12 protein-coding genes and 1 pseudogene are annotated in these 17,211 nt (G+C 67.0%); 10 read left to right on the top strand and 3 right to left on the bottom strand.

Annotated elements, in window-relative coordinates:
• Positions 1-161: 161 nt before the first annotated feature.
• On the top strand, positions 162-311 hold the full coding sequence (locus ACZ6SQ_RS05235; protein WP_469556885.1) for a hypothetical protein: 150 nt from the start codon (positions 162-164) through the stop codon (positions 309-311).
• Positions 312-321: 10 nt separating this feature from the next.
• Here the strand turns inward: ACZ6SQ_RS05235 and ACZ6SQ_RS05240 are convergent.
• Positions 322-607: pseudogene (locus ACZ6SQ_RS05240) on the bottom strand (DUF7008 domain-containing protein); the annotation flags it as partial.
• Between the two features lie 251 nt (positions 608-858).
• Here ACZ6SQ_RS05240 and ACZ6SQ_RS05245 point away from each other — a divergent pair.
• From ACZ6SQ_RS05245 to ACZ6SQ_RS05280, 8 genes are all read left to right on the top strand, one after another.
• Positions 859-1,071 (top strand): hypothetical protein, encoded by a 213-nt coding sequence (locus ACZ6SQ_RS05245; protein ID WP_469556887.1) that lies wholly within the window; start codon positions 859-861, stop codon positions 1,069-1,071.
• A 4-nt stretch (positions 1,072-1,075) separates the two neighbouring features.
• Positions 1,076-1,426: an antitoxin VbhA family protein gene (locus ACZ6SQ_RS05250; RefSeq protein ID WP_469556888.1), complete on the top strand. Its 351-nt coding sequence runs from the start codon at positions 1,076-1,078 to the stop codon at positions 1,424-1,426.
• Positions 1,423-1,806, top strand: coding sequence for a Fic/DOC family protein (locus ACZ6SQ_RS05255; RefSeq protein ID WP_469556890.1), 384 nt, complete (start codon positions 1,423-1,425; stop codon positions 1,804-1,806). Before ACZ6SQ_RS05250 ends, ACZ6SQ_RS05255 begins: the two co-directional genes overlap by 4 nt.
• Before the next feature lie 238 nt (positions 1,807-2,044).
• Entirely contained in the window at positions 2,045-3,019 is a 975-nt protein-coding gene (locus ACZ6SQ_RS05260; RefSeq protein ID WP_469556892.1) for a serine/threonine-protein kinase, read from the top strand.
• Entirely contained in the window at positions 3,016-4,662 is a 1,647-nt protein-coding gene (locus tag ACZ6SQ_RS05265; RefSeq protein ID WP_469556893.1) for a serine/threonine-protein kinase, read from the top strand. The genes ACZ6SQ_RS05260 and ACZ6SQ_RS05265 overlap by 4 nt, the downstream gene beginning before the upstream one ends.
• Before the next feature lie 120 nt (positions 4,663-4,782).
• Positions 4,783-8,022 carry a DISARM system SNF2-like helicase DrmD gene (gene drmD, locus ACZ6SQ_RS05270; protein WP_469556895.1) on the top strand — a complete coding sequence of 1,080 codons (3,240 nt, stop codon included), beginning with the start codon at positions 4,783-4,785 and terminating at the stop codon, positions 8,020-8,022.
• A complete protein-coding gene (locus tag ACZ6SQ_RS05275) occupies positions 8,022-12,473 on the top strand; it encodes an Eco57I restriction-modification methylase domain-containing protein (protein ID WP_469556897.1) in 4,452 nt (1,483 codons plus the stop codon). Before drmD ends, ACZ6SQ_RS05275 begins: the two co-directional genes overlap by 1 nt.
• Before the next feature lie 106 nt (positions 12,474-12,579).
• Positions 12,580-15,432, top strand: coding sequence for a competence protein CoiA family protein (locus tag ACZ6SQ_RS05280; RefSeq protein ID WP_469556899.1), 2,853 nt, complete (start codon positions 12,580-12,582; stop codon positions 15,430-15,432).
• A gap of 18 nt (positions 15,433-15,450) precedes the next feature.
• Here ACZ6SQ_RS05280 and ACZ6SQ_RS05285 read toward each other — a convergent pair whose 3' ends face one another.
• Both ACZ6SQ_RS05285 and ACZ6SQ_RS05290 read right to left on the bottom strand, forming a co-directional pair.
• Positions 15,451-15,654, bottom strand: a complete 204-nt coding sequence (locus ACZ6SQ_RS05285) for a DUF397 domain-containing protein (protein ID WP_469556901.1) — start codon at positions 15,652-15,654, stop codon at positions 15,451-15,453.
• Entirely contained in the window at positions 15,651-16,502 is an 852-nt protein-coding gene (locus ACZ6SQ_RS05290) for a helix-turn-helix domain-containing protein (protein WP_469556903.1), read from the bottom strand. Before ACZ6SQ_RS05290 ends, ACZ6SQ_RS05285 begins: the two co-directional genes overlap by 4 nt.
• Positions 16,503-16,660: 158 nt before the next feature.
• Here ACZ6SQ_RS05290 and ACZ6SQ_RS05295 point away from each other — a divergent pair, with 158 nt between their 5' ends.
• Positions 16,661-17,200 carry an ATP-binding protein gene (locus ACZ6SQ_RS05295; protein ID WP_469556905.1) on the top strand — a complete coding sequence of 180 codons (540 nt, stop codon included), beginning with the start codon at positions 16,661-16,663 and terminating at the stop codon, positions 17,198-17,200.
• Positions 17,201-17,211: the final 11 nt, after the last annotated feature.

A 17,211-nucleotide genomic window follows, 5' to 3' on the forward strand; every position in this document is an offset into this window, starting at 1 on the left:
TTCGCACCGGGTAGGCGGCGACGCCCACGACATGCCGATCCTACGGACGTCCGGACGCCGTCCTCCGCCGGTTCTTGCGGTTGTTCTGCCCGATACGGATAGGACACCGGCGGCAGCGTCCGAGAACGGGGTTGGTGAACAGGCATGACGGGAGGGGCTCCGTGACGGATTTGGTGACTCGGGAGACTGTCGAAGTGATGGTGGACTTCTACGGGTTCGCGCTCCAGGACGAAGACGGCATGGAGGTTCCCGTCCCGTTTCCCGAGGAGCGGGACGAGACCCGGCAGCGCCCCTTTCTGACGGTCTTCTAGAGGCGCCTGGACTTGGCTCGTAGCGCAGGGCGGGGAGGAACGGCACGTGCTCGTTGCTGATCAGCTCGGAGACGACCTCGGCCAGCCCCTTGGGGGCGTGTAGAGGTTGGCGACGGAGACAAAGTCCTCGTCACGGGAGAGCGCTCGGTGAGCCCGGGCAGGGTGAGGATGGCGGTCTGCCCGTTCTCGTCGAACCAGAGATCGCGGTTCTCGATCCGGTCCAGCAGCCTTGACCGCGGCGCCTTCTCCCGGAGCGCGTCCCATCCCTCGGTGGCCCAGCGACGCCGGTACTCGGGCACGGGCGTCCGCTTCGAGCCGTCATCGGACACAGCCACTGCGGGCAGCCGCCGTGTCCGCCCCGGAGGGCCGGGTAAGGGCTCAGCGGCAGACGAGTCGGGCTGTACGCCGGGGAGAGTCACCGCAGCGCTATGACCTGCACAAACGTGCAGGGAGGGCGTTTCCGTGGCTACCTTGGTGGCTACGCAAGGAGGCGCCACGCGCCGGAGCGGTCCGGACGGGCGCTTCGTCGTTGTCGGAGCCGGTTCTGGTGACCGCCGAGGCGGACGACATCACCGCCGACATGGTGATCACCGAGCTCAACCGGCGCGATGTGCCGGTGGTCCGGTTCAACCCCGCCGATATCGGCGGGGACCTCTCGGTCTCGGCTCGGTCCGGCACCTGCCCGGCCCTCAGGGCGGGACACTCGGCGGAATCCGTACTAGAATCTGTACAGAATCAAGACTCTATATGGGTACGGTGACAGCATGGAGATCCCCGAGGTCGTGACCGTCAGCGACGCGCGCGCGAGACTGTCGCGGATCCTGACCGACCTGTCGGAGTCCGGCGCGGATGCCGATCCGGTTCTGATCGGCGCCCATCGCAAGCCCCAGGGCGTCCTCCTGTCCGTCGAGGCCTTCGAAGCGCTGAGCGGCCGAGCGGCACGACGTGCGGCCGTCACCTCGGCCACCGGCTCCATCGAGGCCGAGGGGCTCCACGCCTCCGAGGCCTCCGACCGCGACACCGAGGCGTACGTAAAGGGCGACCTCGACGCGGACACCCTTGTCGCCCGCGCGATCGCCCGCCACCGGCAGACCACGGAGCGGCGGGCAGGGTGAACGATCCGTACACCCTGCCCAACGGCGTGCTGCGCAACAAGCTCGGCATCACCGACCATCAGCAGCTCGCGGCAGCGGAGGCGGACATCACCCGGGCACGCCTCATCCTGCTCGCCGAACGCCCACTGCCCGGCGCGTACGACCTCGGTCATCTCCAGGCGTTCCATGCCGCGGTCTTCGGGGACATCTATCCATGGGCAGGCGAGTTACGCACCGTGAACATCGCCAAGCGCACACCCTTCTGCCCCGCGAGAAACCTGGTGTCCTACGCCGGAGAGGTCTTCGGCCGTCTCGTCTCCTCCGGCCATCTACGTCCTCCACCCGTTCCGCGAGGGCAACGGCCGCGCCCAACGGGCGTTCCTGACCCAGCTCAGCGCTGACGCGGGATACGAAGTGAACTGGTCGGGCATGGACGCCCAGCGCAACGAGGACGCCTCGGTGAAGAGCTTCCTCGGCGACAACAGTCTGTTGGAGCAGTTGCTCGACGAGCTCATCGCCACCACGGGCTGACGCCTCTCAGCCTTCGCGATGGACAGCTCGCGCAACTGCCCTAGGATCGTCAGCAATCACTTACGCGCTGTCATGTCAGGTGGACGTACGAGCTTGGGGAGGCCCCGGATGTCTCGGGGAGAGCGCATCGCCGATCGCTACGAGTTGTGCGCTCCGATCGGCCACGGAGCGATGGGCGAAGTGTGGGAGTGCACCGACCTGCGCCTGAAACGGCAGGTCGCCCTCAAGTTCATCCGTCCGGAACTTCTCGACTCCGAGGACGAACGGAAGCGTGTCATCCGGCGCTTCCGCCGTGAGGCCGCTGCTCTCGCCGGGGTCGACCATCCTCACGTTGCGACCGTGCATGACGCCGGCGAGTGGAAGGCCATGCAGTATCTCGTCATGCAACTCGTGCCGGGTGTGGCGACTGTGGCGGATCTCGTGGCGGAGCACGGGCCGCTCACGGTGGAGACAACCGCCGCCGCGGGCGCTCAGATCGCCGCCGGGCTGTCCGCGGTTCACGCGGCGGGTCTCGTACACAGAGATCTCAAACCGCAGAACGTCATGGTTGCGCCCGACGGCGCCTTGAAGATCATCGACTTCGGGTTGGTGGCCGTGCCCGGCGCCATACCCACACGGTTGACCGCCGCCGGGGAGGACATCGGCGCACCTGACTACCGTGCCCCGGAGCAGGAGGGCGGGCCCTATGCCCACGTCGACCACCGGGCCGATCTCTACTCTCTGGGCTGCGTACTGCACTTCATGCTGACCGAGAAGCCCCCGTTCGCCGCCCCGACACCGGCGCTCGTCATGTTGGCGCACCGCAACAGGACGCCCCCGCCCCTCACGTCACTTCGCCCCGACGTCCCGCCGGACCTCGAAGATCTGGTCGTCCGGCTGCTTGCGAAGCACCCCGACGAGCGGCCCGCCGACGCCGCCTCGGTGTACTCACTGCTGGCCGCTCACATCCCTTCACCGATGCCTGACGCATCGTGGGATTCAGCCCCGAACGCGGGTATGGACGTCACGCGGCCGTTCCGGCTCCCGGCTTCCCCGCGACCGCAGGCGGCCCGGGTCGACGACGGAGTGCGGGATTGGGGATGAGGGACCAGCAGATGGCGACGGGAGAACTGATCGACGGCCGCTACGAATTGACTGAGCTGCTTGGCAAAGGCGGCATGGGCGAGGTGTGGGCGGCGTACGATCAGCGGCTGGACCGATCGGTGGCGGTGAAGCTGCTGACGCCGCAGACAACTGTCTCCGGGGTGCCGCGCCACCTCGATCCGCAGGACTCCGCCGTTGTCCGGTTCACCAGAGAAGCCCGGCTGATGGCCAAGCTGGAGCATCCATACGTGCCCGTCATCCATGATGCGGGCACTCATCGAACGAGCCGGCTCTATCTGGTGATGCAGCGCGTGTACGGGCATACCCTGGATCGGCTGGTGGCCCGGCGCGGTCCCTTTCCCGTCGAGTGGGCCGCCGCGGTGGGTGCCCAGGTGTGTTCCGTACTGGTCCAGGCCCATGGACGCGGGTTCGTCCACCGGGACCTGACACCCCGGAACGTGATGCTCACGGCGGACGGCACGGTACGCGTCCTCGATTTCGGTATCGCCACCGCGCTGCAGCCGCCGGACGGGCCACGGTTGACGGGCGCCGGCATCGTGGCCGGAACCCCGGGCTTCATCTCGCCCGAGCAGGGCAAAGGACAGGTGGCGACGCCCCTCAGTGATCTGTACGCGCTGGGCTGCGTCCTCTACGAGATCCTGGGCGGTCGGCCCCCCTTCTCCGCCGACGAGCCGCTGGCCCTGGTGGTCCAGCACATCACCGATGCCCCGGTCCCGCTCGACCGACTGCGCGACGACGCGCCGGCAGAACTGTGCGAGCTGGTCTCCCGCCTGCTCGCGAAGCGTCCGGCGGACCGCCCGGCAGACGCTGCCGAAGTACGGGAGGTCCTCGCTCCGTGGGCCGAGCGGGCGGTGCCGAAGGCCGTCCGCTCAGGTGCTCCGGAACCTGGCTCCGCCACCGCACGTCCGCCGCTCGTCGGCGCCGACCTGCCGGGCGATCCCCCTCCGGACGAGGCCCACGCACCCGTCCCGGAGGACGCCCCGATCCCGCCCTCCGCCCGGAGGCCGCACCCGCCATCCCCCGCCGGAACCGGCTCGCCCACCCCCCGGGACCCGGCGGGCCTGCGCGAGCGCGCGCAGCGCCTCGCGGCAGAGGGGCGACTGTCCCAGGCGCTGGAACTGCTGGGCAGGGATCTCGACGCGGTGCTGCCGCGTCTCGGCTCGTCCCATCCCGAGGTCGTGTCCCGCCGGCTTGCCATCCTGCGGTTGCAGTTCGAGGCGCAGGAGGTGCAAGCGGTGCGCGACGGTTGTCTGGAACTCGCGGAAACCCTCGTGGCGGCCCGTTCCGCACCGGACGCCGACCTCGCGACATGCCGGGTGATGGCCGCCCGCTGCCTCGGCCGTCTCGGACACAACTCCGCCGCTCTCCAGGAGCTGCGCCAGGCGCTCGCCCTCCAGAAGGAGGTGCTCTCCCCACTGCATCCGGAGGTCTTGGAGACCCGACGGGAGATAGCCACCCTCCTGGCGGGCTCGGGCTCGGCCGTTGAAGCGCTGGAGGCGCTACGGTCCCTCGCCGACGATCAGCGGACCGTGCTGTCTCCGGACCATCCCGCCCACGCCGAGGTGAAGCGCCTGGTCAGCCGGTTGAGCAGACTGACCCGCACCCTCCATCTGCCCCAGTAAGCTCGGTGGATACCGCTCCTCACCGAAAGGCTGCGTGAACTAAGTCAACAAACAGATCACTCGCTATTATGAGAAGCTCCCGTAGGCACCGCCGCCTCGCCGATAGTGGAGGATGTCCGCATGCTCGGCACTACCCGTACTTCCGAATCCTCCACAATCGTTGCGCCGCCCAAGGAGAACGATCTCGTCGAGGTACGCGGCCAGAGCTGGGTGGTGTCCGGTGTCGAATCCGCCCCGGCCGGCGATGTCACCGTCGTTCATCTGCAGTCCGTCGCCGACGGACGCTACGGCGACACCCTCTCGGTGATATGGGAGGTCGAGCCCGGGCGCCGTGTCCTGCCCGCCGGCTCCCTCCCCGATGCCTCCGCAGGCGCGTTCGACCAGCCCGAACAGCTCGCGGCCTTCCTGGACGCCGTCCGCTGGTCCGCCGTCGCCTCCGCCGACGTCAGAACGCTCCAGGCCCCCTTCCGCTCCGGTGTGGCCATCGAGCCCTACCAGCTGGAGCCGGTCGCCCGCGCCGTCGGTGCCCCCCGCGTCAATCTGCTCCTCGCCGACGACGTCGGCCTCGGCAAGACCGTGGAGGCCGGCCTGGTCGCCGAGGAGCTGCGGCTGCGCGGCCGGGCCCACCGTGTCATGGTCGTCTGCCCGGCCGGTCTCACCCTCAAGTGGCGGGACGAGATGGCGGAGAAGTTCGGTCTCGACTTCACCGTGATCGACTCAGCGCGCTGTGCCGAACTCCGCCGTACGCATGGCAGCGCCGCCAACCCGTTCCGGGTGTTCCCGCTCACCATCGTCAGTCTTCCCTGGCTGCGTACGCCCAAGGCACAGCGGCTCATCGACGAGGTGCTGCCGCCGGGCGGATCGACCGAGCTGCCGGGGCGTCCCGGACGCCGTACCTTCGATCTGTTGATCCTCGACGAGGCCCACCATGTCGCCCCGAGCGCGCCCAAGCAGATCTACGCGGTCGACTCGCAGCAGACCAAGCTGATCCGGCGGCTCGCCCCCCATTTCGAGCACCGTCTGTTCCTCTCCGCCACCCCGCACAACGGCTACCAGGCGTCCTACACCGCGCTTCTCGAACTCATCGACAACCAGCGCTTCTTCCGTGGTGTCGAGCCCGACAAGGCCGCCCTTGACGACACCGTCGTACGCCGTCTCAAGAGCACGGTGACGAACGAGGACGGTACTCCACGCTTCCGTACCCGCGAGTCGAAGGCGCTGCCCGTCGAATACCCGGACACCGAGCGCGAGATCCACTCTCTCCTCACCCGGTACGCGGCGCTGCGCAAGAAGCGGGTGGCTCCGGACCGGCGCGGCGGCCGGAGGGCCGTCGACCTGGTCACTCTGCTGCTCAAGAAGCGGCTGTTCTCCTCCCCCGCGGCCTTCGCGCACACGGTCGCCGTCCATCTGGAATCGGTACGCGCCAAGGCCAGGTCCGTCGGCGCCAAGGAGGCACCGGTCGAGACCCCGCTGTGGATCACGCAGTACGAGGAGTACGCCGGTGAACTCGACGACGAGCAGATGTCCGAGGCCGAGGACGACGCGATCACCCGCGCCGCCACGGTGACCCCGGACGCCACCGACGACGAGGCCGAGCTGCTGGAGCGTATGGCCCACTGGGGCCAGGCCCACCAAGCGTCACCTGACGCGAAGGCCAAGGAACTCGTCAAGACCCTCAAGGCCGTCTGCCGCATCGGAAACAGCTGGGGCAACGAGCGGGTCGTGGTGTTCACCGAGTACCGCGACACCCAGGACTGGCTGCTCACCCTCCTCCAGCAGGAAGGCCTCGCTCAGGAGGGCCGCGTGCTGACCCTCCACGGCGGCAGGAGCGCCGAGGAGCGTGAACAGATCCGGCTCGCCTTCCAGGAACCGCCCGCCAGCCCGGAGGGCACGGTCCGCATCCTCATCGCCACCGACGCCGCCAGCGAGGGCATCGACCTCCAGGACCACTGCCGCTACCTGATCAACTACGACATCCCGTTCAACCCCAACAAGCTCGAACAGCGCATCGGCCGCATCGACCGCTACGGTCAGCGCCACAACCCGCAGATCATGCACTTCATCGGTGCCGCCTGGGACAAGGCCAAAACCGATGTGTACGAGGCGGACCTGGAGTTCCTCGCGCGCATCGCGAAGAAGGTCGCGCAGATGGAGGAGGACCTCGGCGAGGTCAACGCCGTACTCGCCGACAAGGTGCAGCTGCGGATGACCGGGCAGCTCACCGACTACGACATCGAGCACGCCCGCGCCAAGCAGATCAAGGGCCGTCCTTCCGGCGGCAAGGTGGAGGCCGAGCAGAACGTCACGGAGCAGGTGCAGCGGCTCAGCGCTCAGCTGAAGCAGACCACGACCGACCTCGGCATCACCCCGGACCGGGTCGCCCGGGTGGTGAACACCGCCCTCAACCTGGCCAAGCAGCAGCCCCTCACGCCGTGCCTCGACGAGAACCCGCCCTCCGAAGACGACTTCCGGCAGGGCCTGTTCACCGTGCCGACGCTCACCGGCTCCTGGGAGCGCGCCACCCGGGGACTCCCCGACAAGCTCCGCCCGGACGTCCTGCGCCCGGTGACCTTCGATCCGGGTGCCGCATCGGGCCGTCCCGACATCGTGCTGGCCCACCTCAACCATCCGCTGGTCGCCATGTCGACGCGGCTGCTGCGCGCGGCCGTCTGGAACGCGGACAACGTCGGGCTGCGCCGCATCGCGGCCGTCGTGAGCAACGATCCAGCTCTGGAGACCACCTTCGTCGGCGCGTACGCCCGCTTCGTCCTGGTCGGCACGGACGGGCAGCGCCTTCACGAGGAGATCCTGCACGCGGGCGGCTGGCTCGGCGAGAACGGCTGGCAGCGCCGGCTGCGCGGTGTGGAGGCGGTCGGCTCCATACTCGACCGCGCGCTCGCCGAAGGCCGTCCCGCAACGGACCGTATCGTGCACGGGCTCCAGCAGAACTGGTCGAAGACGTACGAGGGACTCACCCAGTCCATCGAGGCACGCGGCAAGGAACGCAAGGCCTCATTGACCGACCGGCTGGTCGAGCGCCAGGCCGACGAGGAGAAACGCATCAACGGCACCCTCGACCGCTCCCAGCGCACCCTGCGTGCCCAGCTCGGCGAGACCTCTCCCGACACCGGCTCCCCGGCGGGCGGCATGGACGCGCTGTTCGGGATGGACCAGCTGAAGGACCCGGCGGAGCGCCGCCAGTTGGCCGAGGACCGCGAACGCTGGCGGGCCCGCCTCGACGGTCTGGAGGACGAGCGCAGCCGCGAACTCGCCGCCATCGCGGCCCGCTACCGCGACCCCCAGGACCACCTCTTCCCCGTCGCCGTCGTCTTCGTCATCCCCGCCAAGGAGGTCTCCTGATGAGCCCCGCGCCCCGCTCCGGGGGCCGTCGCCCCTCCGCAGCCGCCATCCGCATCGCGAAGGCGGCCGACGGCAAGCAGCAGCACCTGAACTGGCTGAACCTCACCGAGGTGTCCGGCCCCTTCCTCACGCTGCCGGTCCTGCTGCGCAACTGGCCCCAGTTGGAGGGCGTCCCCAAGGAGCGCCGCGCCAACATCCGCCTCAACCACGGCATCTGGCAGGACGACCGCAAGGGCGCGGGCCGCCTCGACTGGATCGGCTTCCTGCTGCGGACCGTACTGGAGTGGGACGACGCCCTCCACCTCAGGGACGGCGCCGGGCTCTACGGCGACAGCGGCGAGAGTACGGCGGCGGACGACGCCCTGCTGGACCGGTTCACCGTCAGCCCGCCCGGAGCCGACACCACCGTCCGCCCCGACTTCGCCCTCGTCCGCCCCGGCACCGACCCCACCGCCGAACCGGACACCGCCGCAGCAGCCCGGCACCTCCCGGTCCTCGGCCTGTTCCTGCCGCCCGACACCATGCCCACCCGCCGTATCGGCGGCGACTCCTCCTGGTCGGCGAGCGGAGTCGACCGGCTGGCCCATGTACTGCGGCACCACGGCGTCGAGCTGGGCCTGGTCACCGACGGCCGCTGGTGGTCGCTGGTCTGGGCACCGCCCGGCGGCGTCACGACGAGCGCCACCTTCGACACGATCGCCTGGAACGAGTCCGCCGACCTGGTGGCCGTCCGCGCCTGGGTCTCCCTGCTGCGGCGGGGCCGCTTCTTCGGCCGCCCCGAGGACGAACTCCTGCCCGCGCTCCTGCGCGAGAGCCTGGAGGGCCAGGAGGACGTCACCGAGGCGCTGGGCATCCAGGTCCGCCAGGCCGTCGAACTCCTCGTGGACTCCATCGGCCGCGCCGAGGCGCGCATGGTCAAGCGCGGCGGCCAGGGTCTGTCGGGGGTACCGGCGAGCGAGGTCTACCGGGGCGCCGTCGCGGTCATGATGCGCGTCGTCTTCCTCCTCTTCGCCGAAGAACGCGGTCTGCTGCCCGCGGACAACGAGCTGTATGCAGAGGCATACTCGGCCGGGCGGCTGTACGAGGCACTGGACGAGCGCCGCCGCGCGGACGGCGAGGACTCCCTGGACCACACCACGGCCGCCTGGCACCGGCTGATCGCCCTGTTCCACGCGGTGCACGGCGGAGTCGACCACCCGCTGCTGAAGCTGCCCGCATACGACGGCTCGATCTTCGACCCGAAGCGCTTCCCGTGGCTGGAGGCGGTCCCGGCGGGCGCGGACGGTACAGGTGACGGCGACTCGGCGGGTGCCGCCGACGGCCACACCTCCCTCCTCCCGATCGACGACCGGACCGTCCTGCACGTGCTCGACTCGGTGCAGTTCGTCGTCGTCAACAGGGAGCGGCGGCGGCTGACCTTCCGCGCCCTGGACGTCGAGCAGATCGGTTACGTGTACGAGGGTCTGCTCTCGTACGACGGCAAGCGCGCCCGGGACACCGTGCTCGGTTTCGTCGGCAAGCCGGGCCTGGAGCACGAGGTCGGCCTGACCGAACTGGAGCTGCTGGCCGCCCCGTTCGGGGTGGGCGCGCGGGCGGTGGCCGGCCAGAAGCCGAACCTGCCGGGCCTGTCGAAGAAGCTGTACGAGCACTTCAAGGACCCCAAGCCCCCGGCCACGGCGACGAAGCTGGAAAAACTGCTGGCCCCCGGTGACGACCAGGCGCGGGGCGAGGCGATGCGCCGCCTGCTCGCCGTCACCGAGAACGACCGCGAACTCGCCGAACGTATCCTCCCCTTCCACGGCCTCCTCCGCGACGACCTGCGCGGCCTGCCCGTGGTGATCCCGGAGGACGGCCTGTACGTCACCGAGTCCCGCCTCCGCAAGAACACCGGCACCCACTACACGCCGCGCGCCCTGGCCCAGCAGGTCGCCGAGGGAGCACTGGAGCCGCTGGTCTACCGTCCGGGCCCGCTCCAGACGGCGGACGACAAGCAGTGGGAGCTCATCAAGGCGCAGGAGATCCTCAAGCTCAAGGTCGCCGACATCGCGATGGGTTCGGCGGCCTTCCTGGTCGCCGCCTGCCGCTACCTCGCCGAACGACTGGTCGACGCGTGGGTCGAGGAGGAGGACGAGGAAGCCCTCGCCTTCCGCGGCAGCCACCGCGACCAGACGGGAGCGGTCACGGCCGCGGACGCGGAGAGCGACCCGGTGATGGTTCGCGCCCGGCGCCTGATCATCGAGCACTGCCTGTACGGGGTGGACATCAACCCGATGGCGGTTGAGATGGCCAAGCTGTCGCTGTGGCTGATCTCGATGGACCCCGAGCGGCCGTTCACGTTCCTGGACGACCGGTTGGTGGCGGGGGACTCGCTGTTGGGCATCACGTCCCTGGAACAACTGGAGGTCATGGACCTCGACGCACGCCGTGGCCGCGAACGGCACAAGCGGGGCGTCATCGACTTCACGGCGGGCGTGCGGGAGCTGGTCCATGAGCTCGCCGAGCAGCGCAAGAAGATCGGTGACATGCCGGGCGAGACGCTGGAGAACATCGCGGACAAGCGGGCGATACTGGCGGACGTCCAGGAGCGGGCGACCCGGGTGAACCTTCTCGCCGACCTGACGGCGGGAGCCGCTCTGGCCTCGCACGGGAGCGGGCCACTGCCGGCTCGGGAGTCGATGAAGAAGGAGATGGCCCGGCGCGCATGGTCCCTGAAGCGCTCGGAGGCCCCGATGGCAGCGGCAGGGATGGGCTTCGCCGTGGCGAAGGGGCTTGAGGGGGCTACGGAGGAGGCGCGGGCGCTGGCACGGGAGTGGCTGGCTACGGACCTGCCGGAGGGTGGGTTCGAGCGGGAGCCGGTGCATTGGCCGCTGATGTTCCCAGAGGTATTCGAGCAGGGTGGGTTCGATGCCGTGATCGGCAACCCGCCATTCTTGGCAGGGACTAAGCTGCGAGGGGCTGTAGGTGAAATCTATCGAGAATTCCTGGTTCAATCGGTAGCTTACGGCGCACGCGGAAGAGCTGACCTGGTTGCATATTTCCTACTTCGCGGTCACTCATTGACAAGTCCTCGCGGCCAGGCGGGAATAATCGCCACCCGGACGCTCGCTCAAGGAGAGAGTCTGGAAGTGGGCCTTGAGCGCGTGATCTCCAATGGGACAGAAATTCGCATGGCAGTCAGTAAAGAAAAGTGGCCAACGCGATCTGCGGCATTGGAGTACTGCGCAGTTTGGACCAGCAAGGAACTTGCAACCCACGATTCTCATAGAATGCTAGACGGAGCAGTCGCACCACTGGGAATCAACGCCTCATTGAGTCCAATTTCACGAGTAGATGGCAGAACAGAAGCCCTAGCCGAAAATCGCGGCATGTCATTCCTCGGCTCTTACGTATTGGGGCTAGGATTCACCCTACCTGAACATCGGGCACGCGCTTGGATTTCTGAAGATCCACGATACAATCAGGTACTTTTCCCCTATTTGAGCGGAAAGGATCTGAATTCAAACCCCGACCAATCAGCGAGTCGCTGGGTGATCAATTTTCACGACTGGAGCGAAGAGAAATCGGAGGGATACAGCAGGGCCTACGACCAGGTCATTCGTCTAGTGAAGCCCGAGCGACAGCGCAGAAAGGCAGACGGAAGCTACTTGCTCAGAAGTCCCCTACCTCAACGCTTCTGGCAGTACGCCGACAAGAGGCCAGCAATGTTGGCGGCAATAAAAGAGCTGAGCCGCGTCACCGTAATGGCACGCGTGAGCGACACTCTAATGCCGACGCTAGTCCCAAATGGCCAAGTCTTCCACGAGAAGCTCGTAGTATTCGCTAGCGAGGATCACGGGTTCTTGACTGTACTGTCCAGCTCATTCCATTACTGGTGGACAGAGCACCACAAAACAACTCATGGCGGCGCAGGCTCTACCACTTATGCGACGGAACGTTGCTTCGAGACGTTCCCGCGCCCAGAGGTCACCGGAGAAATGTGCGAAGCCGGTGTGCAGGTGGACGAGATTCGACGCCAAATCATGGAGCACCGCAAGATTGGCCTTACTGACGTTTATCGATTGATGCACAACCTCAGCTGCCAGGACGACGATATCGTCGAACTGCGCGCCATGCACCGTGCCATTGATGAGGCAACCGCTCGGGCATACGGTTGGGACGACCTTCTAATCGCACCCACCGGCCTGGACCATGGTTTCCACGAAACCGACCAGGGCACCCGCTACACCATCGGCCTCGTCGTCCGCACCGAGATCATGGACCGCCTCCGCGAGTTGAATCACGAGCGGTACGCGACCGAAGTAGCCGCAGGCCTCCACAAGGGCAAGGGGGGCAACCGAGACCAAGGCGGACCGAGGAAGTCCCCACAGCCCGAGGGCATCCCCGGCACCGAGGAGGCCCCAGCCGCATTCCAGGACGACGGACTCTTCCCGCCCGAAGACACCATCTTCTGATCTCAGCTCCACGGGCCCCGCCATCCCCACGCCATTAGGCGGCGGCCCGTCCGCTCCCCCACGCGCAACGCCCCGACCCTCTCAGTCCCGCCCTGTGGAGCGCGTCATGTCCGTAATCGACACCCGGCTCGTCCAAACTGCCGTCATCGGTACCAGGAACTCAGACCAGCCGGTCATCCTCCCCGAGCAGCCTTACAACCTCGACCGGTTCCGCCGTCACTTCCACGGCAAGCGCTTCTGGTGCGGGACACTGCTCGGCGGTTGTGGCGAGGAGCTGATGACCAAGCGGTATGAGACGAAGGTCTGCCACTTCGCGCACTTCCCGGACCGGACGGGCAACGCCCCCGAGTGTCATCGCGTCGCGAACGGCGCCGACAGCGCCGACCATCTCTTCATCAAGCGGGACCTGACCATCTGGCTCGAGTCCCAAGGGTTCCACGCCCAGGCCGATCTCCGTAATCTCGGACAAGGCCCAGGCGATGCCGTCGACTTCTGGCTTCCGGCAACCCAGCAACGACTTCGCTTCCAGCTCTGCCACCAGGACTATCGGACCTGGTACCGGGCCGAGCAGGAACTCGGGACCTCCTCGGAGCAGATGGACTGGGTCTTCGGTGCCGATGGACCGATCTCTGCCAACATGGTGCAGCGTCAGGGATACGCACTCCGCGTCAAGTGCGAGACGGATCGCTCGGATCGGCGCGTCCTCATCGGCGTCGAGCATTCCGGGCGGCCGGTCGCCTGGTCGGCCCTCGAAGAGTGTCGGCTTACTCCCGACGGACTGGTCACCCCGGTGCTCGAAGAACTGCTCAGCGACGGCAGCGTGACGCAACGCGGAAAAGGGGCTTGGCTCCGGCCTGCCACGTTGCCCCTCCGCCCTGATCAGATCGTCTTCGCCATCGACACCAACGTGCAAGCGCCCACGCATTCCCCGCTCGCGGCGGCCGGCCGCTACATCGTCACCGCAGACGTGAAGCCAGCCGGCAGCCGGATCATCCGTGCGCACGTGTCGCTTCCGGACCACATCCCCATGCCCACCGAGCAGTACGTCTACCGGCTTCACGGAGCGGCCCGCCTACTGCTCACCGATCCTGACCCGCAGGACGGCGTGCAATGGGCGGTCCGAGCCGACGGTGTCATTCAGCTCAGCGGCATCGACGCAGAGCGCACCGGCCTGTGGCGCCCCGGTGTCGCACTCCCCAAACCAGTGCGGAAGGTGTCCGACACCCCGATTCCAGCCCAGCGCCCAGTCTCAGCGCCTACTACGAACGGCTCCAATCTTCCCGGGGCTACCGTGCCGTCAAGCACCGTCTCTGCAAAGGTGGATCCGGAGACGGTTACCCGGGTCCGCAAAGCCCTGCAGGATTTCGCAAAGCGCCGCACCCCTACCACATGGAGCACGCTCGGTACGGCGGCGCAGATCAATCTAGCCCGCCTGTCCCCGACAGAACGCCGGGATCTCCTTATCGCTGCGGATCGTCCCGCCACTCCGGATAAGCCAGTACTTTCGGCGCTCGTACGAGAAGCCAGCGGACACCCATTGTCCGACATGCCTTCCATCATCCGAAAACTGGGTCTACAGGTCCCCGCCGACGACGTCACTCTAAGACTGTGGTGCGATCGCGAAACACAGCGCGCCTACCAGTTTCAGAGCAAATCACAAATCCACATGCTCCCAGGAAGGCTGGCACTACGCCCCGATGGGAAAGCATACGAGGCACCAGTCTTCACACAGGTCAAGAAGCGCCCAGCACCTCAAAATCCTGACAACTCGGCACCTCGGAGGCGGATGGAGGCAGAAGTCGAACAACTCCGCCAAGCGCTAGCAGCTGCAGAAGAGTTGCTGCCAAGAACCGATGGATCCCAGTACACGCACCTATCCAAGGCAATAAAGCGAGCCCGGTCCCGTCTAAACTCTCACGAGACCGCGACAGTGCGCGGGACGGCATATCTTGACTGGCTCAGAGGCCAGACCACCTCACCAAGTCACCACGCTCGAGATCTGACACGGGCCACCAAGGCTGCGGAACCCTATGCCGACCTTCGTCCAGTCCCAGCAGTGGAACCCGCGCCGACCCAGCCGACCTCCCCTCCAGTAAAGTCCGAACCGCCCCTTACCCGGCCCGAGACCGACGAAGCTGAGTCCGCATCGCCTGAAGAATCGGCCACTGAAAAGTTCCACGCACTCGTCGACCAGTTCAGAGAGGCGCAACGGATTCTGGATGTCGACCGGGCAGAACAGATCTATCGCATGGCCAACCCCCTCCACAGGAAACTGTCACCCGCACTTCAGCACCAGAATCGCGCGACCCTTGCGGAGATGAAGACGTGGGTGGGTGTGCAGCAGCCCAACCGTTCTTCGGCGCTCCTCAAACGCTGCAGGCGACTGATTCACCAAATGCGCGAAGAGAAGGACGCCTTGAGCATTGACGCCCTGGCGACCCTTGTGGCAGAAGCACAGGCTCTGAGCCAACGAGTCGCTCTGTCCGACGCTGAGGAGAAGGATCTTGCGAGATGGCAGCAGCATCTCCAGGTACGACGTGAGGCCGAGAAGTCCTCATCGAACGGTGACCTGTCCTCGAACGAGCCTGTGGCGGAAGGCCGTCTCTCCCCGTCTCAAATTCTCCAACTCGCGTCAGCCGTGCGCACCCTACTGAAGCAAACAGCGCGAGGTCAGTCCTTGACCACATGGGGTGAGCTGCGACGGCGACTCGGAGCGAGCGTCCTGCCCCATCTGCACCCCGACGATCAGGGCGAGGTCCTGGTCGCGGTCGACCGTGACACTCCGGCCGACGAGCCCCTGATGTCGAGTCTCATCGTCGTGGGAGACGGCGAGATCCACCCCTTGTACCGGCACGTGGCCTTCTCCCTCGGCCGGGATGTTCCGCTCTCGGATGCGGCTCTCCGCAGCGAGTGGACCGTGGATGTGCTGCGTCTACGCGCGCTCTGGAAGCATCGGTGAGCCAGCGCTCGCTGTCGTCTACCGCTCGGCGGCGAATTCGAGGAAATCCGTCCAGGCGACGGCCTTGAAGACGAGCTGCGGGCCCGGCCTGTACTTTGAGTCCCTGATCTGCACAGCCTCAGTAGCCACGGCGACCTCGACGCAGTCGCCTCCCCCCGACCCGCTGTAGCTGCTCTTGAACCAGACCAACCCAGTGGGCTGGCCATGATGCCCAACGGTCATTGCTCCCCTGCCAGTTGCTCGATAAGCCGTGCGGACTCTGTGACGTTGAGTGCCTGCGAACGCAGCTTGCCATACCGGAGACCGAACGAACTGACCTTTGCAGGGTCGGTGACAACCACGCCAACCTCTTGCGACTCGATGTACCCGACGTGTTGGTGCTCCAGCGTCTCCAGAAGCACCAACGGACCGTTGAGCCCCGGGTGGAATCCGCTCGTGATGGGCATGACCTGCACCTCGACGTTGCGCTGCCCTGCCGCCTCCAAGACCCTCCCGAGCGTGGCCTGCATCACAACAGCACCACCGATAGGGTTCCGCAGGGCGGCTTCACCAATGATGAAGCACAGTTCAACACTTGGTTCCCGGGTCAAGAGTCGCTGACGATCGAGGCGTGCTTCGACGTGCTGCTCGATGATCTCGCAACTCAGCGGTGGGCAGTGCCCGGAGATCAGCGCCCGCGCATACTCCTCCGTCTGCAACAACCCGGGAATCAGCAGCGGATCGTACGAGAACCGGCTCACCGCCTCCGCCTCGATCAGCGCGAAGTCCTGGAAGAACAGCGGGAGCCGCGCCAGTTCCACGTCCTCCTGGAGCACCCGCAGAGCCCCGCCCGCGTTCAGTACCCGTTCCGCTGCTTCCGTGAACGCGGCCTTCGCCGGGCGCCGGCCCTGTTCGATGGAGGCGACCTGCTCGTACGAGTAGCCGACAGCGTCGGCCAGCTCCGACTGCTTCAGCTGGGCCAGTTCACGGTAGTGCTTGACCAGCTTTCCGTACGCCCTCCAGATCGGAGGGCGGCCGTCATCCCCGCTTCCTCCGCCGCCCTTGTGCCTGGCAGCGTGGCGGTCACCCATACGCACACTCCTCGAACTCGAAGGGGACTGGACCAACTCCCACGCCACCCGAACGTGACGGTTGGTCACCCGTACAGAAACGCACCCGGCCCGTACACGTGGAGGGCGTACTCCCGAGCACCTTGTTCATGCTAAATGCGTGACGAGACGGTTACTCTATGAATTCAGATCTCGGTGTCATCGCCTTCCCGAGCGAACGCGCTCTCCCCGTCCGCACCTTCACCCAGCAGTTCAGTTCGACGCGGCGAGGTGCGAGACTCGCCCGCCTCCTCGCCGTCAACCAATTCGAGGCATGGGGCTGGCCGCACCGCACGGAGACCTCGCAGACCGCTGCCCTCCTCGTCGCCGAACTCGCTTCGAACGCCGTGTTCCACGGGCGGGTTCAGGGTCGGGACTTCCGGCTGCGCCTCACCATGGACGATGCCCTTGACCGCACCCAGGCGTCGGCCGTGCTCCGGATCGAGGTGACCGATACACGCGAGGAGTGTCTGCCACAGGCTCCCGAACCAGCCTCACCCACGACCGACTGCACCCCAGCCCCCGCCACTGACACGGAGGGCGGGCGCGGACTTCTCCTCGTCCAGGCGCTCGCCACCCGCTGGGGCGTACGGCCGTATCCTCCCTCTGGCAAAACGGTCTGGTGCGAACTGGAGCTCTGCCCTCGCCCTGGAAATCCCCGAGGCCACGAACGCCCCTGAACGGTTCCGCG

Source organism: Streptomyces sp. NPDC048600 (assembly GCF_055587025.1).